Below are 22,168 nucleotides of genomic sequence, written 5' to 3'. Positions count from 1 at the left end.
AAGTGGGAACGTGGTGCGCGAAATTTTTTCGCGGCCTGGCGCGTCAACGCGCGCTGATGCGCCAGCCGTCAACGCCCAGGTCCTGCACGCGCACCGGCAGCAGCATGGGCAGCGAGCGCAGGAAACCCGCGGGCGCCTCGGTGATGGCCAGGCCCGAGACCGGCAGAGCGGCGAGTTTTGCGCCCTCCACGCGCACCGGCCTGCCCAGGTAGCGTGCCAGTTCCGCGGCGACTTCGGCCAGCGGCGTCTGCGCGAACACCAGCTGGCCATGGCGCCAGTCGCCCACGGAGTCGGCCGCGACCGGCACGGCCATGTGCCGGCCCGAAGCCGCATCGACGCTCACGCCCGCCCCCGCGCCCAGCAGCACGGGCGCGTCGGCGCGGCGGCGATCGGGGCGCACCTCGACCCGGCCTTCGAGCACCTTGACGACGAATTGCGGCGGCCCGGAACGCAGGTTGAACGCCGTGCCCACGACGCGCACCTGGCTGATGCCGCTGTCGACGCTGAACGGCTGCTGCGCATCGGGCGCGACCTGGAAGAATGCTTCGCCGCCCGCGAGCTCGGCATTGCGCCGGCGCGGGTAGTAGCGCACCTTCAGGCGGCTGTCGAAGTTGAGCGTGACGCGCGTGCCGTCGGGCAGGGCGACGGCGCGCATTTCGCCCGGCCCGGTCGCCACGTCGAGGGTGTAGCTGGGGTGGTGGTCCCACCAGTACCAGCCGCCACCCACGAGCAGCAGCGCGCTGAGCAGGGCCGGCGCCCAGGCCTTGCGCCAGCGGCGGGCTGTCACGTGGGCCGGGCGACCCTGCGCGGCCGCAGGCGCGGCCTGGCGTCGGCCCGCGGCAGGCGCGGCATCGGACGCCAGCCGCGGGCGCCGGACCTGTTGCAGGTCCAGCGCGGTCACGGCCAGGCCGTCGTAGATGGCGCGGTTGCTGGCATCGGCCAGCCAGGCATCGAGTTCGCGCTCGTCGGCCCCGGTCCAGCCCGCAGCGCCGCGCCGCACGAAGAAGTCCGCGGCCCGCTGGTGGCGCAGCGCCAGTTCAGGGGTGAGTGTCATGGGCGGTCATCGGCGTCGGCCGCTTCGCTGGAGGGATCGTTTTCGGGCAGCGCGGCCCGCGCCATCAGTGCCTGGGCGATCTTCATTTCTTCGGGGCTGCGGTACTGCACGCGCAACTGGCAATACGCCAGGGCCAGGGTCACATGATTGTGGACCATGCGGCGCGAGATGCCCATGCGCTGCGCGACTTCGGTCTGTGTCAGGCCGTCGATGCTGTGCAGCACGAAGGCCTCGCGCCGGCGCTCGGGCAGCTCGGCCAGCGCCTGCTCGAGACGCTGCAGGCGCTGGCGTTGATCGAGGCGGCGCAGCGGATCCGCTGCCGCGTCGGCCGCGACCTGTTCGGCCAGTTCCGCGTGTTCGTCCAGCGATACCGCTTCGACCTGTTCGCGCCGTGTGGATCTCTGCCAGGCGTCATTCGCGACATTGCGCGCCACGACGCGCAGGTAGGCCTCCTGCTGGTCCGCGGGCAGCGCCTTGCCGGCCGCCGCATAGCGTGCAAAGACATCCTGCAGCGCATCTTCGGCGTCCTCCTTGCGGTGCAGGCGCCGGCCCAGCAGGCGCTGCAGCGGCTGGCGCCAGCGCGCATAGGCGCGCGCCAGCAGGGAGCGCAGCGGGTCGTCCTCTGCGGCATCTTCGGGCGCGCGCGGATTCAAGGCGCGCCTCTCCCGGTGCGCCCAGCGGCGCCTGGTGCACGCAGATCGGCATACAGATGGCAGGAAGACAGCATGAAACGCAGGAAGTTCGCCAGCGCCCCGGAGGGCCGGCAACGCGGCGGACCGGGCGCGCAGATTGCCGGGCGGAATGAAAACAGCCCCGATTGTACTGAGAGTTATTCTCATTGCCGCATTTGGGCGCCGCCCTGCCGGCCGCGGCGCGCGCCTTCAGGCGCCCAGGCGCCGCTGCAGCCGGTTCAGCAGCAGATCGATTTCCGCCATGTCGACCGCTGCCAGCCGGGGGCCGGGCTGGCGCATGGCCGCGCAGGCGATCGCGCCGCGGCGGCGCAGCACTTCCTTGCGCACCGCGACGCCCCACTGGCTCTGGTTCTCGTGGCTGAGCAGCGGCAGGTAGATGTCAAACAGGTCATGCGCTGCCTCGACCTGGCCTTGCTTGAGAAGCCGGTAGACGCCCGACAGCATTTCCGGGTGCGAGAAGCCCGCCATCGGCCCGTCGACGCCGCGGCCCATCTCCAGCGGCAGGAACATGGCGTTGTTGCCGGTCAGGATGGCAATGCGCCGCTCCAGGCTTTCGCGCAGCCGCGTGATCTTGGTGATGCTCGGCAGGTCCTCTTCCTTGAGCACCTGGATCTGCGGAAACTCGTTCACCAGCCGGCAGATGGTGGGCACGGACATCCACACGCCGGTGGAGAACGGAAAGTCCTGCAGCACGGTGGGCACATTGCCGATGCGCGCGAAGACGCCGGCAAAGTAGCTGAAGACCTCCTCCTCGGACCTGAGCCCCGTGGGCGGCGCGATCATCACGCCGCTGGCGCCCGCATCCATGACCTGCGCGGTAAGTTCCGCCAGTTGGGCGATGCTGGAATTGCTCACGCCGACTATCACCGGCTTGCCGCCGGCGCGCCGCATGAAGCGCTGGGCGACGGCCAGCGCCTCCTCGGCCGTGAGCTTGGCGGCTTCTCCGGCCACGCCCAGCACCGTGAAGCCGTCGGCCCCGTGGCGGCTGTAGAAATCCACCAGCGTGTCTATGCTCGGAAGGTCGATGGCGCCATCGGCCTGGAAGGGAGTCTGGGCAACGATATAGACGCCCTGGGTATCGGTCAGCATGCAATTTTCCTTGGTGAAACAGCGATTGTTAGCGCTAATTATTAGCGCTAACATATCAGCTCCATGTCCATGCAAACCCGAATGAACGCTGGATTCACCGAAGACTGCGGCTTGAGAGGGTATGGTTACGATTTTTCCGCCCCGCCCATGCCTTCCCCATCTACAACGCCCACCCCGCCGCCCACCCGCAAGGCGCGCCGCGGCACCGGCCGCGTCACTCTGGCGGACGTCGCAAAGCGGGCCGAGGTCTCGACGCAGACGGTCTCGCGGGTGCTCAACACCCCGCAATCCGTGCCCCCGGCAACGCTGGCCCGGGTGCGCCAGGCGATACGGGACTGCGGCTATGTTCCCGACCGCCTGGCGGGCGCGCTGGCCTCGGGCCGCAGCCGGCTGGTCGCGGCCCTGGTGCCCACCATCAGCGGCCCGGTGTTCCAGGAGACGCTGCAGGCGCTGAGCCAGGCGCTGGCCGGGCGCGGGTATCAGCTGATGCTGGGCGAAAGCGGCTATGACGACGCCGACGAGGAACAGCTGCTGGAGAACCTGCTCAGCCGCCGCCCGGACGGCATCGTGCTGACCCGCATCGTGCAATCGGCCGCCGCGCGTGAGCGGCTCAAAGCCACCGGAGTTCCCGTGGTCGAGACCTGGGATCTGTGCGCCAATCCGGTCGACATGCTGATTGGCTTCTCGCACCAGGCGGTGGGCCACGAGGTCGCCGAATTCATCGCACGGCTGGGCCGGCGCCGGCCGGCCATGGTCACCGGCGACGACCCGCGCGCGGGCCTGCGGCGCGCTGCGTTTGCCACCAGACTTGCTGCGTTGGGGCTGGTCAAAGGACAGCTGCCGACGGCCAGCGCCAAGGCGCCGCTGACGCTAGGCGCCGCACGCGCCGCGTTTGCCGCCCTGCTGGATGACCATCCCGACATCGACGCGGTGTTCTGCAGCACGGATGTCGCGGCCTGGGGCGTGGTGACCGAAGCGCAATCGCGCGGGCTGAAGATCCCGCAGGACCTGGCCGTCATCGGCTTTGGCGATCTGAGCTTTGCCAAGGATCTGCTGCCTTCGCTGACCACGGTGCGCATCAACGGCACGGCCATGGGCGAGCAGGCGGCGCAATGGATCATGGACCGCGCCGAAGGCCTGGCGCCCGCGGCGCGGCGGCTCGACATCGGCTTCACGCTGGTGCAGCGCGACAGCACCTGAAGCGGCTCGCCTGGCCGCCATGACCGCGCCAAGGTCATGCCGCCCCGGTCGGGCGCGCAGCTGCGTGGCAAACTATTGCGCGCCTGGATCACCCGCCACCATGAGCCTCGCCCTTGTTCAAAGCCGCGCCCTGCTCGGGCTGCATGCCGCCGAAGTCACGGTGGAAGTGCACCTGGCCAACGGCCTGCCCAGCTTTTCGCTGGTCGGCCTGGCCGATGTCGAAGTCAAGGAGGCGCGCGAGCGCGTGCGCAGCGCGCTGGTCAATGCGGGGCTGGAATTTCCCGGCAACAAGCGCATCACGGTCAACCTCGCTCCCGCCGACCTGCCCAAGGATTCAGGCCGCTTCGATCTGCCCATTGCGCTGGGCATTCTTGCCGCCAGCGGCCAGATCGACGCGCGCCGGCTCGATGGCTGGACGTTTGCCGGCGAGCTGTCGCTGTCGGGCGAGCTGCGCCCGGTGCGCGGCGCGCTGGCCACCAGCCTGGCGCTGCGCCAGCAGCGCGAGAGCCTGCAGCAGGTGCTGCCGCCGGGCAGCGCCGAGGAAGCCGCCTGGGTGCCGCAGTCGCGCGTGTTCCGCGCCCGGCATCTGCTTGACGTGGTCCAGGCCTTCATGCACCGTCCCGATGGCGCGGCCGGGCCCGCTTCCACGCCGGGCTGGCAGCGGGTCGAGGCCGCGCCCCTGCCCGCCTGCGCCAGCGGCGCGGAGATGGCCGATGTCAAGGGCCAGGCCCAGGCCAAGCGCGCGCTGGAGATCGCCGCCGCGGGCGGCCACAGCCTGCTGCTCATAGGCCCGCCGGGCGCGGGCAAGTCCATGCTGGCCCAGCGCTTTGCCGACCTGCTGCCGCCGATGTCGGTCGACGAAGCGCTGCAGACCGCGGCGCTGGCCAGCCTGAGCGGGCGCTTTTGCGCCCAGCGCTGGGCGCAGCGCCCCACGGTGAGCCCGCACCACACGGCCAGCGCCGTGGCCCTGGTCGGCGGCGGCTCGCCGCCGCGCCCCGGCGAGATTTCCCTGGCCCACCACGGCGTGCTGTTTCTCGACGAGTTTCCCGAGTTCAGCCGCGCCGCGCTCGAAGCGCTGCGCGAGCCCATGGAGACCGGCCGCATCACGATTGCGCGCGCCGCGCAGCGCGCCGAGTTTCCCGCGCGCTTCCAGCTGATCGCGGCCATGAACCCCTGCCCCTGCGGTTTCTGGGGCTCGGCGCTGCGGCGCTGCCGCTGCACGCCCGACCAGGTCGCGCGCTACCAGGGCAAGCTCAGCGGGCCGCTGCTCGACCGCATCGACCTGCATGTCGAAGTGCCCGCATTGCCGCCCGCGCAATTGCTGCAGGCCGCCGCCGGCGAGACCACGGCGCAGATCCGCGCACGCGTGGTGCGCGCCCATGCGCTGGCGCTCGAACGCCAGGGCCTGGCCAACGAGGCACTGCAGGGGCCGGCAATGGACCGGCATCTGCAGCTCGCGCCCGCGGCCAACAGCTTTGTGCAATCGGCGGCCGCGCGCCTGGGCTGGTCGGGCCGCAGCCTGCACCGCGTGCTGAGGATTGCGCGCACGATTGCCGATCTGGCGGGCAGCGCGCACATCGAGACCGCGCATGTGGCCGAGGCCGTGCAGTATCGGCGCGCGCTGCTGGGCGCGCACTAGCAGCGGGTACGGCGCTTCACTCCTCGTCGAAAGGCAGCTGCTCCTGGCCCGGACGTGGCGGCCAGCGGCCGGCCTGCACCAAGGCCTCGAACCAGCGATGCATGGCGGCGTCTTCCAACGCGTACTCGCCGCGTGCCGACTTCCACACCAGCGCGGGCATGCGCTGGCGCAGCGCCTCCAGCGCTTTCTGCACCTGCGCCACGCTTACCGGATGGCCCGTCTTGTCACGGTAAAAGCGCAAGGCTTCGGCATCGTATGGACGATAGCGCGGGCCTTGCTCCAACATGCGCCACAGCACGGCCTGCTCCGCTGGCTTGAGGCCCAGGTAGTCTGACTCCATTTGTGCTTCGTCCTGCGCCTGCTGCTGCATCGCGGCCTCCAGCAGGGCCGGCTCGAAACGCCCCGTCAAGGCCGCCAAGGGGCTCAGCATCTGTCCCAGCGCAGCCATGAAGAACTGCGGGCGATAGCCAAATACTGCAAACGACTGCTGCAGCAGTCCCTGATCCACCGGCCTCAGATCCGGACGCTGTGCTTCTATCAAGGCAGCAACATACGCGATGAAATCCGGCCCCAACGGCGGCATGCGCTGGATCTGCGATCCATAGAAAGGCGCAGCAGCGGTATGGACCAGTCGCAGCAACTTGTCGCGGTCGGAACCCGACATCACGAGCATCAGCTTCACCGCGCCAGGCTGATTGAGCTGATCGCGCGCCGATTTCAGCGCCGTCATTGCGGCCTCTCCGGCTTCGCTGGTCAGCGCATGCTGCGCTTCGTCAACGATCAGCGCCACGGGTTTGGCCGCGTTGGCATGCAACAGGCGCAGCGCATCCGTCAATGTCAGACCATCCACCTTGCCGATCCTGCTGGTATCGACCTCCAACCCGCCCACTTTTACCTTGTCGAGACCGGCCTTTTTGGCCGTACGCGCGACCACGCCAAGTTGTGCCTCCAGTGCGCGCGCGATGGACTCCGCGATTAGCACGCCCGGATCGCGCCGTGCATCCGCCCACAGATCGACATAGACCACCACCACGCCAGCCGCTTCCAGCGCCGGCCGTAGATCTCCTTGAAGAAAGGTCGATTTTCCGGTACGCCGCGGCGCCGCCAGAAACAGTCCATTGTGGGCATCGCCAAGCAGAGCCTTGCCCTGCAAAGCTGCGACCAGCTCTTGCGCCAGCAGCGTACGTTGAAAGGCAATCATGGTGATTATCTGCAATTATCTTGATCTAGATATTTTATCTTTTTTTAGATAATTTCAGATATTTCAGATGGCCGTGCGCAGCAGCCAACGTCTGTGTGCATTGCCGAAACGATAGCTTTACGCCCGCGGCACAATTGCTGCATGCCCCGCGCCAAATCCCTTTCCTCTGCCGTGACCGTCGACATGGTCGACACCGTCAATACCGACTTCCTGCGCACGCATGTGGGCTACAACGCGCGCCGCGCCGCGCTGTCCGTGATCGGCCTGTTCGTCGAACGCATGGCGCAGTACGACCTCAAGGTGGTCGACTTCTCGCTTCTCAACCTGATAGCGCACAACCCCGGCATCACTTCGCGCCAGGTCTGTGCCAGCCTCAACATTCTTCCGCCCAATCTGGTGAGCCTGGTCGGCAGCCTCGACAAGCGCGGGCTGATCGTGCGCCTGCCGCACCCGCTCGACGGCCGCGCCGTGGGCCTGTACCTGACCGACGCCGGCCAGGCGCTCAACGCCCAGGCCGAGCAGACCGTCACCGAACTCGAACTCGAGGCCACCGAGCGCCTCACGGCGGCCGAACGCAAGACGCTGATCCGGCTGCTGCAAAAAGTCTACGACTGAAATCCCGCGGGTAAGTCCCAGGTCCAAAGGCGCTTTTGTGCCTTGATATGGTTATAAATAATAACCAAAATCAAGGCATACGGAGAGCACCATGACCCACCCCGACATCCATTTCGAACTGCGCGGCGACGAACAAGAAGTTGCCGTCATCCGCCTGGCGCGCAGCGCCAAGCGCAATGCGCTCAGCGACAGCCTGATCCTCGCCCTGCGCGAGATCTTCGAGACCCTGCCCAAGAGCGTGCGCGCCGCGGTCATAGACGGCGAAGGCCCGCATTTCTGCGCCGGCCTGGACCTGAGCGAACTCCAGGAGCGCGACGCCGGCCAGGGCCTGCACCATTCGCGCATGTGGCATGCGGCGCTCGAGCGCGTGCAGTTCGGCCCGGTGCCGGTGATTGCCGCGCTGCATGGCGCCGTGGTCGGCGGCGGGCTCGAACTCGCCAGCGCCTGCCATATCCGCGTCGCCGATGCCTCGACTTTCTATGCGTTGCCCGAAGGCTCGCGCGGCATCTTCGTCGGCGGCGGCGGCTCGGTGCGCATCCCCAAATTGATTGGCGCGGCGCGCATGGCCGACATGATGCTCACGGGCCGCGTCTACGACGCGCAGGACGGCGAGCGCATAGGCCTGGCGCAATACCTCGTGCCCGAAGGCCAGGCCTTCGACAAGGCCTGCGCGCTGGCGCTGCGCGTGGCGCAGAACGCGCCGCTGACCAACTACGCGCTGATCCATGCGCTGCCGCGCATTGCCGAGCAGCCGGCCGACCAGGGCTACTTCACCGAAGCCATGATGGCCGCGATTGCCCAGAGCGCGCCCGAGGCCAAGCAGCGGCTGGCCGACTTTCTCGAAGGCCGCGCGGCCAAGGTCAGCAAGCAATAAGGAGCAGCCACCATGTCTTCAGTTGCCCTGTCTCCCGCCAGCGCCGCGCCTGCCGCTGGCGCGCCCTACCGTCCCATGAATTTCGGCGTCACGCGCGTGAACGTGCGCGACGGCGCCGCGGGCGTGCGCTACCTCGACGCCGACCTGCCGCTGGGCGCCTATGCGCGCCGCGTGACCGACTACCTGCTGCACTGGGCCGAAGCCACGCCGGACAACAGCTTTCTTGCGCGCCGCGCGCGCCTGCCCGATGGCTCGACCGGCGACTGGCAGCACCTGCGCTACGGCCAGGCGCTCGACGCCGCGCGGCGCATAGGTCAGGCGCTGCTGGAGCGCGGCCTGAGCCGCGAGCGCCCGGTGCTGCTGCTCACCGAAAACAGCCTGGAGCACGCGCTGATGGCGCTGGGCTGCATGTACGCGGGCGTGCCCTACTGCCCCGTGTCCACGGCCTATGCGACCGTGAGCCAGGATTACGCCAAGCTGCGCCATGTGGTCGAGACGCTGACGCCCGGCCTGGTGCTGGCCGCCGATGGCACGCGCTTCGGCCCGGCAATTGCCGCGACCGTGCCGCACTACGTCGAAGTGGTGCTGGTCGAAGGCCGGCTTGCCGGGCGCGCCAGCACCGATTTCGCCCAGCTGCTGGCCACCGAAGCCACGGCGGCGATCGATGCGGCCATGCATGCGACCGGCCCCGACACCATCGTCAAGTTCCTGTTCACCTCGGGCTCGACCAAGCTGCCCAAGCCGGTGATCAACACCCAGCGCATGTGGTGCGCGAACCTGCAGCAGATCACGCTGTCGCTGCCCGCGCTGGCCGAAGCGCCGCCGGTGCTGGTCGACTGGCTGCCCTGGAACCACACGTTCGGCGGCAACCACAACGTGGGCATCACGCTGCAGCATGGCGGCACGCTCTACATCGACGACGGCAAGCCCACGCCGGCGCTGATGGGAGAAACGCTGCGCAACCTGCGCGAGATCGCGCCCACGGTCTACTTCAACGTGCCCACGGGCTTCGAGATGATCGCCCAGGCGATGCAGACCGATGCGCAATTGCGCGCCACGCTGCTGTCGCGCGTGCGCTTCTTCTTCTACTCGGGCGCGGGCCTGTCGCAGCCGGTATGGGACAGCCTGCACGCGACGCAGGAAGCGGCGCTGGGCCAGCGCATCATCATGGCCACGGGCCTGGGAATGACCGAGTCCGCGCCCTCGGCGCTGTTCGTCAACAGCCCCGATGTGACGGCCGGCGACATCGGCAGCCCCGTGCCCGGCACCACCGTCAAGCTGGTCGAGGTCGACGGCAAGACCGAAGTCCGCTACCGCGGCCCGAACATCACGCCCGGCTACTGGCGCAATGCAGAGGCGACGCGCGAAGCGTTTGACGACGAAGGCTTCCTGTGCACCGGCGACGCCGTGCGCTGGATAGACCCCGACAACGTGCACCGCGGCCTGCGCTTCGACGGCCGCATCGCCGAGGACTTCAAGCTGGCCACGGGCACCTTCGTGAGCGTCGGCCCGCTGCGCACCAAGGTGCTGGCCGCGGCTGCGCCCTATCTGCAGGACGTGGTCGTCACCGGACTGAACCACAAGGAAGTCGGCCTGCTGATGTTCCCTTCGCAGCGCTGCCGCGAGATCAGCGGATTGAGCGCCGACGCCCCCTGGACTGAGGTGCTGGCCAGCGCCGGCGTGCGCGCGCAGATCGAGGGCCTGCTGGCCCAACTCGCCAGCCAGGCCACGGGCAGCGCCAGCCGCGTGGCGCGCGCGCTGCTGCTGGCCGAGCCGCCGTCGCTGGACCGCGGCGAAATCACCGACAAGGGCTCGGTCAACCAGCGCGCGGTGCTGACCCACCGCGCGGCGCTGGTCGATGCACTGCATGACGGCAGCGCGCCCGGCATTCTTTATCCCCAAGCCTGAGAAGACCACCATGCAAATCCAAGGACATACAGCACTTGTCACCGGCGCCGCTTCGGGCCTGGGTGAGGCCACGGCGCGCGAACTCGCCCGCCTGGGTGCCAAGGTCGCGATTCTCGACCGCAATCTGCAGCAGGCCGAACGCGTTGCCGCGGCAATCAACGCCGAGCATGGCGCGGGCCGCGCGCTGGCCTGCGCCTGCGACATCACCGACACCGCGAGCGTCACCGCCGCGCTGGAGCAGGCCAGGGCCGGCCTGGGCGAGGCACGCATCCTGATGAATGTAGCCGGCATAGGCAGCGCCAAGCGCATCGTGCAGCGCGACGGCAGCGCCGCGCCGCTGGAGGACTTCACGCGCGTGGTCAGCGTGAATCTGATCGGCGCCTACAACGTCAGCCGGCTGTTTGCCGCGGCCTGCGCCAAGCTCGCGCCGCTGGAAGACGGCGAGCGCGGCGTGATGCTGTTCACGGCCTCGGTCGCGGCCTTCGACGGCCAGGTGGGCCAGCAGGCCTACAGCGCGTCCAAGGGCGGCCTCGTGGGCATGACGCTGCCGATGGCGCGCGATCTCGCACAGCACGGCATACGCGTGTGCACCATCGCCCCCGGACTGTTCGCCACGCCGCTGATGCAGGAGTTGCCCGAGGCCGTGCAGCAGTCGCTGGCCGCAAGCATTCCGTTTCCCTCGCGCCTGGGCAAGCCAGAGGAGTTCGCCCAGCTCGCCAGCCAGGTGGTGACCAACGGCCACCTCAATGGCGAAGTCATACGGCTGGACGGCGCGCTGCGCATGGCGCCGCGCTGACCCTGCCCCCCCCGTTCCCGCCCCCGTCAACGATAACCACAATGGAGACAAAAATGACGACACGACGCGACTTCATCCACACCCTCGGCGCCGGCGCCGCGCTCACCGCGCTGCACCCGCTTGCGGCACGGGCCCAGACCCCGGCCCACACCGTCGAGCAGGTCAAGATCTACTACGGCTTTCCCGCGGGCAGCTCGGGCGACAACGTCGCGCGCCGCGTCGGTGAGAAGCTCGCCGGCTCGGCCTATTCGCGCCTCTCCGGCATCGTCGAGAACAAGCCCGGGGCGGGCGGGCGCATTGCGCTGGAAACGCTCAAGACCGCACCCATCGACGGCTCGGTGCTGGCGCTGGCCCAGGTCTCGGCAATCGCCAACTATCCGCACATCTACAGCAAGCTGAACTACACGGCGCAGGACTTCGCGCCGATATCGATAGGCGCGATCATGCACCATGGCCTGGCCGTCGGCCCCATGGTTCCGGCCAGCGTCAAGACCGTCAAGGACTACCTTGCCTGGGCCAAGGCCCATCCCGATCTGGCCAACTACGGCTCGCCGGGCGCGGGCTCCACGCCCCACTTCCTGGGCGCGCTGCTGGGCATCAACAGCGGTGTCGAACTCAAGCATGTGCCCTACCGCGGCGTCGTGCCGGCCGTCACCGATACCGTGGCCGGCCAGATCGCTTCGGTGATGTCGCCCTGCGGCGACTACCTCGCGAACTACAAGGCCGGCAAGCTGCGCATTCTCGCCACCTCGGGCCCGCAGCGCTTCCCCTCGCTGCCGGAAGTGCCGACGTTTGCCGAAGCCGGCTTTCCCGAACTCACGACCGAGGAGTGGTTCGGCTTCTACGCGCCCGCCAAGACGCCGGCCAAGGTGCAGGCCCAGGCCAATGCCGCGATCAATGCCGCGCTCAAGGAAAAGAGCGTCACCGACAGCCTGGCCATCATGGGCCTGATTCCGCACGGCACGACCCAGGCGGAAATGGAGCGCTGGCAGAAGGCCGAATACGCGCACTGGGGTCCGATCATCAAGAAGATCGGCTTCACGGCCGACTCCTGAAGCCCGCGCCGCCCCTTCTTCTCCCGCCATCCGCGCTGCATCCGCAGCGCGCTTTCTTTTCCATCCCATGCATTACCAACCCCGCCCCGACGACATCGCCTTCCTGGTCTTCGATGTGCTGCAGTCGCCCGCGCTGCTGCAGGCGCTGCCCGGCCACAGCGAGATCGACGCGCCGCTGATGGCGCAGATTCTCGACGCGGCCGCGGAATTCGCCGGCGAGGTCGTCGCTCCGCTCAACGCCGGCGGCGACGCCGCGGGCTGCCGCTGGGCACAGGGCGAAGTCACCACACCGCCGGGCTTTGCCGCGGCCTACCGCGCGTTCTGGCAGGCCGGCTGGCCCGCGCTCGCGGCCGCGCCCGAAGACGGCGGCCAGGGCCTGCCGCGGCTGCTGGAGATCGTGCTCTACGAATGGCTGCATGCGGCCAACCATGCCTGGACCATGGCGCCGGGCCTGATCCATGGCGCCTACGAATGCCTCAAGCAGCATGGCAGCGCCGCGCTGCAGGCCAGCTACCTCGCGCCGCTGGCCTCGGGCGAATGGCTGCCCACGATGTGCCTGACCGAAGCCCAGGCCGGCAGCGACCTGGGACTGGTGCAGACCCAGGCCAGGCCGGTGGAGGGCGCGGGCGCGATTCCCGATGAACACCGCATCCGCGGCAGCAAGATCTTTGCGTCCAACGCCGAGCACGACCTCAGCGACAACATCCTGCACCTGGTGCTCGCACGCCTGCCCGGCGCCGCGCCCGGGCCCAAGGGCCTGTCGCTGTTTCTCGTTCCCAAGCGGCTGCCGGACGGCGCGCGCAATGCCGTGCACTGCGAACGCATAGAGGAAAAGATGGGCCTGCACGGCAGCGCCACCTGCCAGATGCGCTTCGACGACGCCACGGGCTGGCTGGTGGGCGAGCGCGGTGCGGGCCTGGCGGCGATGTTCCTGATGATGAACGCCGCGCGCCTCATGGTCGCGGGCCAGGGCATGGGGCTGCTCGACGCCGCCTGGCAGAAAGCCCATGCCTATGCGCATGAACGCCGGCAGATGCGCGCCCCCGGCGCGCGCCCCGCGAGCCGCGGCGACAACGACCGCGCCGACCTGCTGATAGAACACCCGGCAATGCGCCGCATTCTCGATGTGCAGCGCTGCTGGATAGACGGCGGCCGGGTGCTGGCCTACCACACGGCGCTGCAGCTCGACGCTGCGCGCGCGCACCCCGACGCCGCGCAGCGCGCCCAGGCCCAGCGCTGGTGCAGCCTGGTGACGCCCGTGCTCAAGGCCGCCTGGACGCGCCAGGGCTTCGAGGGCGCGAGCGACTGCCTGCAGGTGTTCGGCGGCCACGGCTATGTGCGCGAGTGGGGCGTGGAACAGCATGTGCGCGACGCGCGCGTGGCGATGATCTACGAAGGCACCAATGAGATCCAGGCCATAGACCTGCTGGTGCGCAAGGTGCTGCCGGACCAGGGCCAGGGGCTGGCGCAGCTGCTGCGTTCGCTGCACGCCGAACTCGATCCGGCCCGGCCGCTGGACGCCGAACTGCGCGCCGCGCTGGCCGGCTTCGACACGCTCACGGCCGAGGTGATCGATGCCGCACAGACCGATGCGCAGCTGCCCTATGCGGTGGCCGACGACTACCTGCAGGCGCTGGCCCTGCTGCTGCTGGGCTGGGCCTGGAGCCGCATCGCGCGCACGCCCGGCGCCGATGCGGCGCGCTGGCAGCAGCCGCTCGCGGCGCTGCGCACGCGCGTGCTGCCGGGGCTGGCGCTGCGCCTCGATCTCGTGCGCCGGCAGTTGCCGCGGGGCTGAGACGCGAAGCGTCGCACGCAGGCGACAGCTGCGGCTTGCCAGACCGGCCGGCAGCGCGCAAGCTCCTGCCGGCGGCGCCGTGCCGCGCCACTTCCCGGGCCTGCCTTGATCCACCGCCACGAACTCCCGCTGCTGCTGACCGGACTGCTGAGCACGCTGTGCGGCGTGGGCCTGAGCCGCATGGCCTTTACCGCGCTGATGCCGGCGCTGGTGCAGGCGCATTGGTTCAGCGCCGACCAGGCGGCCTATCTGGGCGCGGCGACGCTGCTGGGCTATCTGCTGGGTGCGCTGGGCGCGCATTGGCTCACCGAGCGCTGGAGCGTGCCGCGCGTGCTGCTGGGCAGCTTCGTCGCCGTGACGCTGAGCTTTGCGCTGTCGGCCCTGCCCCAGCCGTTCGTCACCTTCTTTGCCTGGCGCTGCCTGGCCGGCATCGCCGCCGCGGTGCTGATGGTCGTCGGCCCCTCGGCCGCGATGGCGGCCCTGCCCACGGCGCGGCGCGCGGTGCTCGGCCCGGTGCTGTTTGCGGGCGTGGGCGTGGGCGCGCTGCTGTCGGCCACGCTGATACCAGCGCTGGTGCGGCTGGACCTGTTCTGGACCTGGGTGGCGCTGGCGCTGGTGTCGGCGCTGTGCGGCTGGTGGGGCTGGCGCAGCAGCCGCAGGATTCCCGCGGCCGCGGCGCAGCTTGCACGCCTGCAGCCTGCGGCGCCCGCCGCGCCTCAGCCCGCGCCGACCACAGGGAGGCTATGGCTGCTGCCCGTGCTGTGGCTGCTGGCCGCCTATGCCTGCGACGCCGCGGGCTTTGTGCCGCACACGGTGTTCTGGGTCGACTACCTCGCGCGCGAGCGCGAACTCGGCACGGCCTTTGGCGCGCTGCAGTGGGGGCTGTTCGGCCTGGGCGCGCTGATCGGGCCCATCGTCACCGCGGCCTGCGCGGCGCGCTGGGACTGGCACCGCGCCGTGGTCGGCGGCATGGCGCTCAAGACCACGGCAGTGTGCATTCCCGTGGCCCTGCCCTGGCTGCTGCTGTCGGGGCCGGCTCCCACGCTGCAGCTCGTGGCCTATGGCGTGTCGTCGTTTGTCGTCGGCGCGCTGTCGCCGGGCATGGCGGCCTTGACTTCGGGCCGGCTGCTGCAGTTGGTCGGGCCGCTGGCGCACAAGCGCATCTGGGGCTATGCGACGGCGGTGTTCGCGCTGGCCCAGGCGCTGTCGGGCACGGGCATGGCCTGGCTCTACGCGCAGTCGCATCTGTACCAGCCGCTGTTTGCGCTGGCCGCGGGCGTGCTCGCGCTGGGCACGCTGCTGGCCTGGGCCAGCCGTACGCGTTAGATTCCCAGATAGGCCTGGCGCACGGCCAGGTTGTCCTGCAGCTCTTCCATGCTGCTCGCGTAGCAGATCTGGCCTTTTTCAAGCACATAGGCGCGGTCGGCGACGGCTTCGCAGAACGGCAGGTTCTGCTCGGACAGCAGAATGCCGATTCCCTGGTCCTTGAGCGTGAGTATGGTCTGCGCCATCTGCTCGACGATCAGCGGCGCCACGCCTTCGGATGGCTCGTCGAGCAGCACCAGCAGCGGCTGGCCCATGAGCGTGCGCGCCACCGACAGCATCTGCTGCTCGCCGCCGCTCATGCGTGCACCCAGCCGATCGGGCATTTCGCCGAGATTGGGAAACAGCGCGTACAGCTGCTCGGGGGTCCAGTGCGGCGCGGCGCTGCCGTCGGGCCAGCGCCGCGCCGCCTGGCGGCCGACTTCGAGGTTTTCGCGCACCGTGAGATCGGTGAAGATGCGCCGGTCTTCGGGCACATAGCCCAGGCCCAGGCGCGCAATGCGGTAGGCGGGCCAGCCCGCGATCGACTGGCCCATGCAGCGGACTTCGCCGCTGCTGCGCGCCAGCAGGCCCGCAATCGCCTTGAGCGTGGTCGACTTGCCCGCGCCGTTGCGGCCCATCAGCGCCACGACTTCGCCCGGCCCGACGCTCAGCGCGATGTCGCGCAGGATATGCGCGGCGCCGTACCAGCCGTTGAGGCCGCGGACTTCGAGAAGGGGTGCGGTCATGTTCTGCGCTTTCCAAGAATCTGCCCGTGGCCCAGATAGGCCTGCTGCACGCGCGCATCGCGCTGTATCGCTTCGGGCCGGCCTTCGGCCAGCAGCTTGCCGCGCACCAGCACCAGCACGCGGTCGGCCTGGCCGAACACCACGTCCATGCTGTGCTCGGTGAACAGCACGCCCATCTGCCGCTCCTTGGCCAGCGCGCGCGTCAGCGCCATCAGCGCCAGCCGCTCGGCCGGCGCCATGCCGGCCGTGGGCTCGTCCATCAGCAGCAGCTGCGGCGCGTGCGCCAGCGCCATCGCGAGTTCCACGCGCTTGACGTCGCCATAGGCCAGCGCGCTGCAGGGCCGGTCGGCCTGGGCGCCCATGCCCACGCGTTCGAGCAGGGCCAGCGCATCGCCGCGCCGGTGGCCGGCCGCGCGGCGCCAGAATGCAAACACCTTGCTATCGGCCGACAGCAGCGCCATCTGCACGTTCTCGACCACGCTCAGCGAAGCGAAGGTCGCGGCAATCTGAAAGGTTCGGCCCACGCCGCGGCGCCAGACCGCGCGCGGCGACAGCCCCGCGATATCGTGGCCCGCGAGCCGCACGGAGCCGCTGTCGAGCGCGAGCTGGCCGCCGACCAGATTGAAGGTCGTGGACTTGCCCGCGCCGTTGGGGCCTATCAGCGCCAGCAGCTCGCCTTTTTCCAGCGAGAAGCCCACGCCGTCAACGGCCTTGACGCCGCCAAATGCCTTGCCCAGGCCATGCACTTCGAGCAGGCTCATGCGCGCCCCTCCCGCCGTTGCCAGGCTGCCTGCAGCTGCTGCGCAAAGCCCGCTATGCCCTGCGGAAAGATCAGCACCAGCAGCAGCATCACGCCGCCCAGCAGCGCGCGCCAGTAATCGGTCTGGCGCGCAATGGTGTCGTGCAGCCAGGTGAACACGCCCGCGCCCACCAGCGGCCCGGCCAGCGTCTGCACGCCGCCCAGCAGCACCATCACCAGGCCATCGACCGACTTGGTGACCGACAGGCTGTCGGGCGAGATGCTGCCCTTGGAGAAAACGAACAGCGCGCCCGCGAGCCCGGCCCACAGTCCGGCAATCACAAAGCCGGCCCACTGCACGCGGCGCACATCGATGCCAATTGCCTCGGCGCGCAGCGCCGAGTCGCGCGCCGCGCGCAAGGCATAGCCCAGCGGCGCAAACAGCATGCGCCGCAGCAGATAGACGGCCGCTGCGACCACGGCCAGCGTGAGCCAGTAGAAGGCCGCGCCCTGCGCTGCCCATTCGCTGGGCCAGACGCCCGTGAGGCCGTTGCTGCCGCCCGTGACCGCGTCCCACTGGAAGCAGATGGCCCAGGTGATCTGCGCGAATGCCAGCGTCAGCATGGTCAGGTACACACCCGACAGCCGCACGCAGAACCAGCCGAACAACAAAGCTCCGCAGGCTGCGCACAACGGTGAAAGCAGCAGCGCGGCTTCCATCGGCAGGCCGCTGGAGCGCACCAGCAGCGCCGCGGCATAGGCGCCCAGGCCGAAGTAGGCCGCATGGCCGAACGAATGCATGCCGCCGGGCCCGAGCAGCGCATGCAGGCTCGCGGCAAACAGCGCCATGATGAAGATGTCGGTCAGCAGCACCAGCGCATAGCTGCTCTCGCCCGCGAGCAGCGGCAGCGCGGCCAGCAGCGCCAGCCCGGCCCAGGTCGCGGCGCGGCCGCGTGCGCCCGCCGCAGCGAGCGGCGCCTCGGCTTCGCCCAGCGCGCGCGCCGTTGCCTGCGGCCGGCCCATCAGCCCCCAGGGCCGCCAGACCAGCACCACGGCCATGACGAGGAATTCAACCACCAGCGTCAGCTTGGAAAACGAGATTTCCACGCCGCCGATTTCCACCAGGCCCAGCCAGATGCAGATGGCCTTGAGCTCGGCGATCAGCAGCGCGGCGACAAACGCGCCGGGAATCGAGCCCATGCCGCCGACCACGACGACGACAAATGCCGCGCCTATGGTCAGCAGGTCCATGTCCAGATGCGCGGGCTCGCGCGGCAGCTGCAGCGCCCCGCCCAGGCCCGCGAGCAGCGTGCCCAGCGCGAACACCGCGGTGAACAGCCAGGCCTGGTTCACGCCCAGGGCGCCGACCATTTCGCGGTCCTGCGTCGCGGCGCGCACCAGCGTGCCCCAGCGCGTGCGCGTGAGCAGCAGCGTCAGCAGCCCCAGCACCACGGGGCCGACCGCGATCAGCAGCAGGTCATAGACCGGAAACTGCCGGCCCAGGATGTCGACCGCGCCCTCGAGCCCGGGCGCGCGCGGGCCGAACAGCTCCTCGGGTCCCCACAGCCACAGCGCCGCGTCCTTGATGACCAGCACCAATGCAAAGGTGGCCAGCAGCTGGAACAGTTCGGGCGCCTTGTAGATGCGCCGCAGCAGCACGATCTCGACCAGCGCGCCCAGCGCCGCCGTGGCCAGCGGCGCGAGCAGCAGCGCGGGCCAGAAGCCTATGTGCTGGCCCAGCAGGCCGACCAGCGAGTAGGCGACATACAGGCCCAGCATGTAGAACGAGCCATGCGCGAAGTTGATGGTGCGCGTGACGCCGAAGATCAGCGACAGCCCCACCGAGACCAGGAACAGCGACGACGCGCTGGCCAGGCCGTTGAGCAGTTGCACCAGCAGTCCGGACAGGCTCATTGCGCTTCCCGCCGTGGCTCAGTTGGCCGAGACCGGGCGCATTGCGCGCACGGCTTCGTTGGAGGGCTGGTAGTCCTTGCCGTCGGCATAGTGGAAGTCGACCATCACGCCATGCTGCAGCCGCTCGTCATACGCGGTCTTGCCCACATAGGCGCCCATGGTCGACTGGTTGTCCTGGGCCCGGTAGGTGATGCGGCCGAACGGAATGTCCACTTCCAGGCCCTTGAACGCGGCAATCAGCTTCTCGGTGTCGGCGCTGCCGCCGGTCTTGCGCAGGCCGGCTTCCAGCGACTTGATCGCGCCGTAGCCGACGATGGTGCCCAGGCGCGGATGCTCCTTGTACTTGTCCTGGTAGGCCTTGATGAACGCCTGGTGCTCGGGCGTCTTGATCGCATACCAGGGGTAGCCGGTGACGATCCAGCCCAGCGGCGCTTCCTTCTTCAGCGGTTCGAGGTACTCGGGCTCGCCGGTCAGCAGGCCCACGACTTCGCGGCCCTTGAACAGGCCGCGCGTATTGCCTTCGCGCACGAACTTGCCCAGGTCGGCGGAGAACAGCACGTTGAAGATGGCGTCGGGCTTGGCGTCGGCCAGCGCCTGCACCACGCTGCCGGCGTCGATCTTGCCAAGGGCCGGCGCCTGCTCGGCGACGAACTCGACGTCGGGCTGGGCTTCCTTGAGCAGCTTCTTGAACGTCGCCACCGCCGACTGGCCGTATTCGTAGTTGGGATAGACGATCGCCCAGCGCTTTTTCTTCAGCTTGGCGGCCTCGGGCACCAGCATCGCGACCTGCATGTAGGTCGAGCCGCGCAGACGGTAGGTGTAGCGGTTGCCCTGGGCCCAGACCACCTTGTCGGTAAGGGTTTCCGAGGCGAGGAAGAAGCGCTTCTTCTGCTGCGCGTAATCGGTCAGCGCCAGGCCCACATGCGACAGGAAGCTGCCCGTGAGCACGTCGATCTTCTCGCGCGCATAGAGCTCCTCGGCGGCGCGCACCGCGTCGCCCGGATTGCCGTTGTCGTCGCGGGTGACCAGCTCGAGCTTCTTGCCCGCAATGCCGCCGCCCGCATTGATCTGCTCCACCGCCAGCTCCATGCCCTTCTTGTAGGGCTCGAGAAAGGCCGGCATGGCCTTGTAGCTGTTGATTTCGCCGATCTTGATCACGCCCTGCGCGCCTGCCTGACCCACTGTCAGAGCCAGCACCGCGGCCACCGTCCACGCTTGTCTTGTCATGCGATTTCCTTAGGTTGAATACGGACTGGAATGAAATGTACCCTTACAGCCCCTTATGCCCGACAATGTCCAGGTTTGCCCGCTTGACAGATGCCCGCCCCGTGAACGCCCCGCAGCCCTGCGCCGCGCTTCGCCAGCCAGCTCCTGACCTGTCTGACGCCGGGTTCCCGCTTCACTACATCTCTTTCACGCCATGAGTGCTTTCAACGAAGAACGCGTGCTGTCCGTCCATCACTGGACCGACCGCCTTTTTTCCTTTACCACCACGCGCGACACATCGCTGCGGTTCTCCAACGGCCACTTCACGATGATCGGCCTGAAGGTGGACGGCAAGAACCTGCTGCGCGCCTATTCGATTGCCAGCCCGAACTACGAGGAACACCTCGAGTTCCTGTCGATCAAGGTCGACAACGGCCCGCTGACCTCCAAGCTGCAGCACATCAAGGTCGGCGACACCATCATTGTGGGCAAGAAGCCCACGGGCACGCTGCTGATCGACTATCTGCTGCCCGGCAAGAACCTCTACATGATCGGCACCGGCACCGGCCTTGCGCCCTGGCTGTCGGTCGCGCGCGACCCCGAGACCTATGAGAAGTTCGAGAAGGCCGTCGTGGTGCACGGCGTGCGCCAGGTCGAGGAACTCGCCTACCAGCAGCTGTTCGAGAAAGACCTGCACGAGCACGAGTTCCTCGGCGAGATCGTGCGCGACAAGCTGATCTACTACCCCACCGTGACGCGCGAGCCCTTCCGCAATCAGGGTCGCATCACCGACCTGATCCAGAGCGGCAAGTTCGCGGCCGACATCGGCCTGCCCGAACTCAACCCCGAGACCGACCGCATCATGCTGTGCGGCAGCCCGGCCATGCTCGCCGACCTCAAGCACATGCTCGAAGAGCGTGGCTTCAAGGAAGGCAACACCACCACACCCGGCGACTTCGTCGTCGAGCGCGCTTTCGTCGAGAAGTAAGCCGGGCTATCTGGGCGCGGCGCGCTCAGATGTTTTCGCCGGCATGGGCGGGCAGCTTGCTGTCCGGGTGCTGCGCGACGCGGCCCAGCCGGCCGGTCTCCTTGGCGCGCGCATCGCAGACGGCCTTGGCCGTCGCCGCGGCGAACAGCAAGATGGCCGACGAGAAGTAGATCCACATCAGCAGCACGACGATGGAGCCGGCCGCGCCATAGGCCGAGACCACGGCGGCCGTCGACAGATAGAACGCCAGGCCCTGCTTGCCCAGCGTGAACAGCGTGGCGCCGACCACGGCACCGAACAGCAGAAAGCGCAGCGCGGGCTTGGGTCCCGTGCCTATGCGCATCAGGCCGACAAACAGCGCCACTGCCACCGCAAAGGCCACGCCTTCGTTGATCACGCCGATCAACGGCGCCAGCGGCACGATGGGCAGCCGGCTGCCGGCCCAGGTGGTGAGCATGTGCACAGCGGTCGACAACACCATCGACACCAGCAGCAAGAAGCCCAGCGCCAGCACATAGGCCAGGCCGCGCAGGCGCAGGGTCGCCATGCGCCACCAGGCGGCGCGCTGCACGGGCAGGTCCTTCATGCCCATCTGCCAGAGCTTTTCCAGCGCCGACTGCAGCTCGACGAAGACTCCGGTCGCGCCCGAGAGCAGCAGCACGAAGCCGACCAGCGACGCCAGGCTGCCTTCGGACGGCTTCTGCGCACTTTCCAGCGCCGCCTTGACCACCTGGGCGCCGCGCTCGCCGATCACCGCCTGCACCTGGCCCAGCAGGTTGGTCTCGACATAGGAGCGGTCCACCCACCAGCCCAGCAGGCCCACGAGCAGCAGCAGCAAGGGCGCGAGGCTCAGAATGCCGTAGAACGACATCGCGGCGCTCATGCGCAGCCCGTCGGCTGCAAGCCAGAGCTGGAAGGCATCGATCAGCGGTTGGATGGGGCGTATCAGCACGCGCCCGCGGCGCAAAAGGGAATCAAGCAAAGGTGGCATGGGCTTATCTTGACCCATGAAGCACCATCGCGCTATCAAAAATGCGCTTCCACGAGCCATTGCGCCTCAACCTGCGAAAAAACCTGACAAGCCGGGGCGCTTCTGCGACGCGGGCTCAGCGCATGGTCCGCCCCTTGGGGCCCAAGCTCAGGGCGCAGCGCTGGTAGGCATCCTCGACCCAGTCGCACAGCAGCGCGCGCGTCGCGCTGGGCGCGATGATGTCGACCACGCCGAACTTCTCGGCGGTGCGAAACGGCGAGCCTATGCGGTGGTACTGCGACTCCAGCTCCAGGCGCAGCGCCTCGGGGTCCTCGGCCTGGGCGAGTTCCTGGCGGTAGGCGGCCGCGACGCCGCCTTCGAT

19 protein-coding genes are annotated in these 22,168 nt (G+C 68.9%); 10 read left to right on the top strand and 9 right to left on the bottom strand.

Annotated elements, in window-relative coordinates:
* Nucleotides 1-43 precede the first annotated feature (43 nt).
* The 3 genes from ACSVDO_RS00710 to ACSVDO_RS00700 form a co-directional block, all read right to left on the bottom strand.
* Nucleotides 44-1,054 (bottom strand): FecR family protein, encoded by a 1,011-nt coding sequence (locus ACSVDO_RS00710; RefSeq protein ID WP_489594588.1) that lies wholly within the window; start codon nucleotides 1,052-1,054, stop codon nucleotides 44-46.
* Nucleotides 1,051-1,707, bottom strand: coding sequence for an RNA polymerase sigma factor (locus ACSVDO_RS00705; RefSeq protein ID WP_489594587.1), 657 nt, complete (start codon nucleotides 1,705-1,707; stop codon nucleotides 1,051-1,053). The genes ACSVDO_RS00710 and ACSVDO_RS00705 overlap by 4 nt, the downstream gene beginning before the upstream one ends.
* Before the next feature lie 228 nt (nucleotides 1,708-1,935).
* Nucleotides 1,936-2,835, bottom strand: a complete 900-nt coding sequence (locus ACSVDO_RS00700) for a dihydrodipicolinate synthase family protein (protein ID WP_489594586.1) — start codon at nucleotides 2,833-2,835, stop codon at nucleotides 1,936-1,938.
* Between the two features lie 147 nt (nucleotides 2,836-2,982).
* Here ACSVDO_RS00700 and ACSVDO_RS00695 point away from each other — a divergent pair, with 147 nt between their 5' ends.
* Entirely contained in the window at nucleotides 2,983-4,035 is a 1,053-nt protein-coding gene (locus ACSVDO_RS00695; RefSeq protein WP_489594585.1) for a LacI family DNA-binding transcriptional regulator, read from the top strand.
* Between the two features lie 100 nt (nucleotides 4,036-4,135).
* A complete protein-coding gene (locus ACSVDO_RS00690) occupies nucleotides 4,136-5,674 on the top strand; it encodes a YifB family Mg chelatase-like AAA ATPase (protein WP_489594584.1) in 1,539 nt (512 codons plus the stop codon).
* Nucleotides 5,675-5,690: 16 nt separating this feature from the next.
* On the opposite strand, the gene ACSVDO_RS00685 is transcribed toward ACSVDO_RS00690, so the two are convergent.
* Complete coding sequence (locus tag ACSVDO_RS00685; RefSeq protein WP_332537789.1) at nucleotides 5,691-6,875, bottom strand: ATP-binding protein; 1,185 nt, start codon at nucleotides 6,873-6,875, stop codon at nucleotides 5,691-5,693.
* Between the two features lie 141 nt (nucleotides 6,876-7,016).
* On the opposite strand from ACSVDO_RS00685, the gene ACSVDO_RS00680 reads away from it, so the two are divergent.
* From ACSVDO_RS00680 to ACSVDO_RS00650, 7 genes are all read left to right on the top strand, one after another.
* On the top strand, nucleotides 7,017-7,490 hold the full coding sequence (locus tag ACSVDO_RS00680; RefSeq protein WP_332537788.1) for a MarR family winged helix-turn-helix transcriptional regulator: 474 nt from the start codon (nucleotides 7,017-7,019) through the stop codon (nucleotides 7,488-7,490).
* A gap of 91 nt (nucleotides 7,491-7,581) precedes the next feature.
* A complete protein-coding gene (locus tag ACSVDO_RS00675) occupies nucleotides 7,582-8,364 on the top strand; it encodes a crotonase/enoyl-CoA hydratase family protein (RefSeq protein ID WP_489594583.1) in 783 nt (260 codons plus the stop codon).
* A 12-nt stretch (nucleotides 8,365-8,376) separates the two neighbouring features.
* A complete protein-coding gene (locus ACSVDO_RS00670) occupies nucleotides 8,377-10,272 on the top strand; it encodes a feruloyl-CoA synthase (RefSeq protein ID WP_489594582.1) in 1,896 nt (631 codons plus the stop codon).
* Between the two features lie 10 nt (nucleotides 10,273-10,282).
* Complete coding sequence (locus tag ACSVDO_RS00665; protein ID WP_332537785.1) at nucleotides 10,283-11,068, top strand: SDR family NAD(P)-dependent oxidoreductase; 786 nt, start codon at nucleotides 10,283-10,285, stop codon at nucleotides 11,066-11,068.
* 53 nt (nucleotides 11,069-11,121) lie between these two features.
* Nucleotides 11,122-12,123 carry a Bug family tripartite tricarboxylate transporter substrate binding protein gene (locus ACSVDO_RS00660; RefSeq protein ID WP_332537784.1) on the top strand — a complete coding sequence of 334 codons (1,002 nt, stop codon included), beginning with the start codon at nucleotides 11,122-11,124 and terminating at the stop codon, nucleotides 12,121-12,123.
* A gap of 67 nt (nucleotides 12,124-12,190) precedes the next feature.
* Nucleotides 12,191-13,918 carry an acyl-CoA dehydrogenase family protein gene (locus ACSVDO_RS00655; protein ID WP_489594581.1) on the top strand — a complete coding sequence of 576 codons (1,728 nt, stop codon included), beginning with the start codon at nucleotides 12,191-12,193 and terminating at the stop codon, nucleotides 13,916-13,918.
* Between the two features lie 105 nt (nucleotides 13,919-14,023).
* Nucleotides 14,024-15,244, top strand: coding sequence for a YbfB/YjiJ family MFS transporter (locus tag ACSVDO_RS00650; protein ID WP_489594580.1), 1,221 nt, complete (start codon nucleotides 14,024-14,026; stop codon nucleotides 15,242-15,244).
* On the opposite strand, the gene ACSVDO_RS00645 is transcribed toward ACSVDO_RS00650, so the two are convergent.
* From ACSVDO_RS00645 to ACSVDO_RS00630, 4 genes are read right to left on the bottom strand one after another with little or no spacing between them, the layout of a single operon-like run.
* Nucleotides 15,241-15,969: an ABC transporter ATP-binding protein gene (locus ACSVDO_RS00645; RefSeq protein ID WP_332537781.1), complete on the bottom strand. Its 729-nt coding sequence runs from the start codon at nucleotides 15,967-15,969 to the stop codon at nucleotides 15,241-15,243. The genes ACSVDO_RS00650 and ACSVDO_RS00645 overlap by 4 nt on opposite strands.
* Nucleotides 15,966-16,730, bottom strand: coding sequence for an ABC transporter ATP-binding protein (locus ACSVDO_RS00640; protein ID WP_489594579.1), 765 nt, complete (start codon nucleotides 16,728-16,730; stop codon nucleotides 15,966-15,968). Before ACSVDO_RS00640 ends, ACSVDO_RS00645 begins: the two co-directional genes overlap by 4 nt.
* On the bottom strand, nucleotides 16,727-18,622 hold the full coding sequence (locus tag ACSVDO_RS00635) for an ABC transporter permease (protein ID WP_489594578.1): 1,896 nt from the start codon (nucleotides 18,620-18,622) through the stop codon (nucleotides 16,727-16,729). Before ACSVDO_RS00635 ends, ACSVDO_RS00640 begins: the two co-directional genes overlap by 4 nt.
* Before the next feature lie 18 nt (nucleotides 18,623-18,640).
* Entirely contained in the window at nucleotides 18,641-19,849 is a 1,209-nt protein-coding gene (locus ACSVDO_RS00630; protein WP_489594577.1) for an ABC transporter substrate-binding protein, read from the bottom strand.
* Nucleotides 19,850-20,042: 193 nt separating this feature from the next.
* On the opposite strand from ACSVDO_RS00630, the gene ACSVDO_RS00625 reads away from it, so the two are divergent.
* Nucleotides 20,043-20,816, top strand: coding sequence for a ferredoxin--NADP reductase (locus ACSVDO_RS00625; protein ID WP_332549897.1), 774 nt, complete (start codon nucleotides 20,043-20,045; stop codon nucleotides 20,814-20,816).
* 25 nt (nucleotides 20,817-20,841) lie between these two features.
* Here ACSVDO_RS00625 and ACSVDO_RS00620 read toward each other — a convergent pair whose 3' ends face one another.
* Nucleotides 20,842-21,807 carry a YihY/virulence factor BrkB family protein gene (locus ACSVDO_RS00620; RefSeq protein ID WP_332549896.1) on the bottom strand — a complete coding sequence of 322 codons (966 nt, stop codon included), beginning with the start codon at nucleotides 21,805-21,807 and terminating at the stop codon, nucleotides 20,842-20,844.
* Between the last annotated feature and the right edge of the window lie 361 nt (nucleotides 21,808-22,168).

Source organism: Comamonas sp. DB36, from assembly GCF_057914905.1.
The sequence above is the reverse complement of the archived record's forward strand: the minus strand, read 5'-3'. Positions and strand labels throughout refer to the sequence as shown.

Coding starts and splice junctions, on each gene's coding strand:
- ACSVDO_RS00675 (WP_489594583.1), top strand. CDS start 7,582: ATGACCCACCCCGACATCCATTTCGAACTGCGCGGCGACGAACAAGAA.
- ACSVDO_RS00710 (WP_489594588.1), bottom strand. CDS start 1,054: ATGACACTCACCCCTGAACTGGCGCTGCGCCACCAGCGGGCCGCGGAC.
- ACSVDO_RS00620 (WP_332549896.1), bottom strand. CDS start 21,807: ATGCCACCTTTGCTTGATTCCCTTTTGCGCCGCGGGCGCGTGCTGATA.
- ACSVDO_RS00625 (WP_332549897.1), top strand. CDS start 20,043: ATGAGTGCTTTCAACGAAGAACGCGTGCTGTCCGTCCATCACTGGACC.
- ACSVDO_RS00645 (WP_332537781.1), bottom strand. CDS start 15,969: ATGACCGCACCCCTTCTCGAAGTCCGCGGCCTCAACGGCTGGTACGGC.
- ACSVDO_RS00630 (WP_489594577.1), bottom strand. CDS start 19,849: ATGACAAGACAAGCGTGGACGGTGGCCGCGGTGCTGGCTCTGACAGTG.
- ACSVDO_RS00685 (WP_332537789.1), bottom strand. CDS start 6,875: ATGATTGCCTTTCAACGTACGCTGCTGGCGCAAGAGCTGGTCGCAGCT.
- ACSVDO_RS00695 (WP_489594585.1), top strand. CDS start 2,983: ATGCCTTCCCCATCTACAACGCCCACCCCGCCGCCCACCCGCAAGGCG.
- ACSVDO_RS00680 (WP_332537788.1), top strand. CDS start 7,017: ATGCCCCGCGCCAAATCCCTTTCCTCTGCCGTGACCGTCGACATGGTC.
- ACSVDO_RS00635 (WP_489594578.1), bottom strand. CDS start 18,622: ATGAGCCTGTCCGGACTGCTGGTGCAACTGCTCAACGGCCTGGCCAGC.
- ACSVDO_RS00655 (WP_489594581.1), top strand. CDS start 12,191: ATGCATTACCAACCCCGCCCCGACGACATCGCCTTCCTGGTCTTCGAT.
- ACSVDO_RS00660 (WP_332537784.1), top strand. CDS start 11,122: ATGACGACACGACGCGACTTCATCCACACCCTCGGCGCCGGCGCCGCG.
- ACSVDO_RS00640 (WP_489594579.1), bottom strand. CDS start 16,730: ATGAGCCTGCTCGAAGTGCATGGCCTGGGCAAGGCATTTGGCGGCGTC.
- ACSVDO_RS00700 (WP_489594586.1), bottom strand. CDS start 2,835: ATGCTGACCGATACCCAGGGCGTCTATATCGTTGCCCAGACTCCCTTC.
- ACSVDO_RS00665 (WP_332537785.1), top strand. CDS start 10,283: ATGCAAATCCAAGGACATACAGCACTTGTCACCGGCGCCGCTTCGGGC.
- ACSVDO_RS00690 (WP_489594584.1), top strand. CDS start 4,136: ATGAGCCTCGCCCTTGTTCAAAGCCGCGCCCTGCTCGGGCTGCATGCC.
- ACSVDO_RS00670 (WP_489594582.1), top strand. CDS start 8,377: ATGTCTTCAGTTGCCCTGTCTCCCGCCAGCGCCGCGCCTGCCGCTGGC.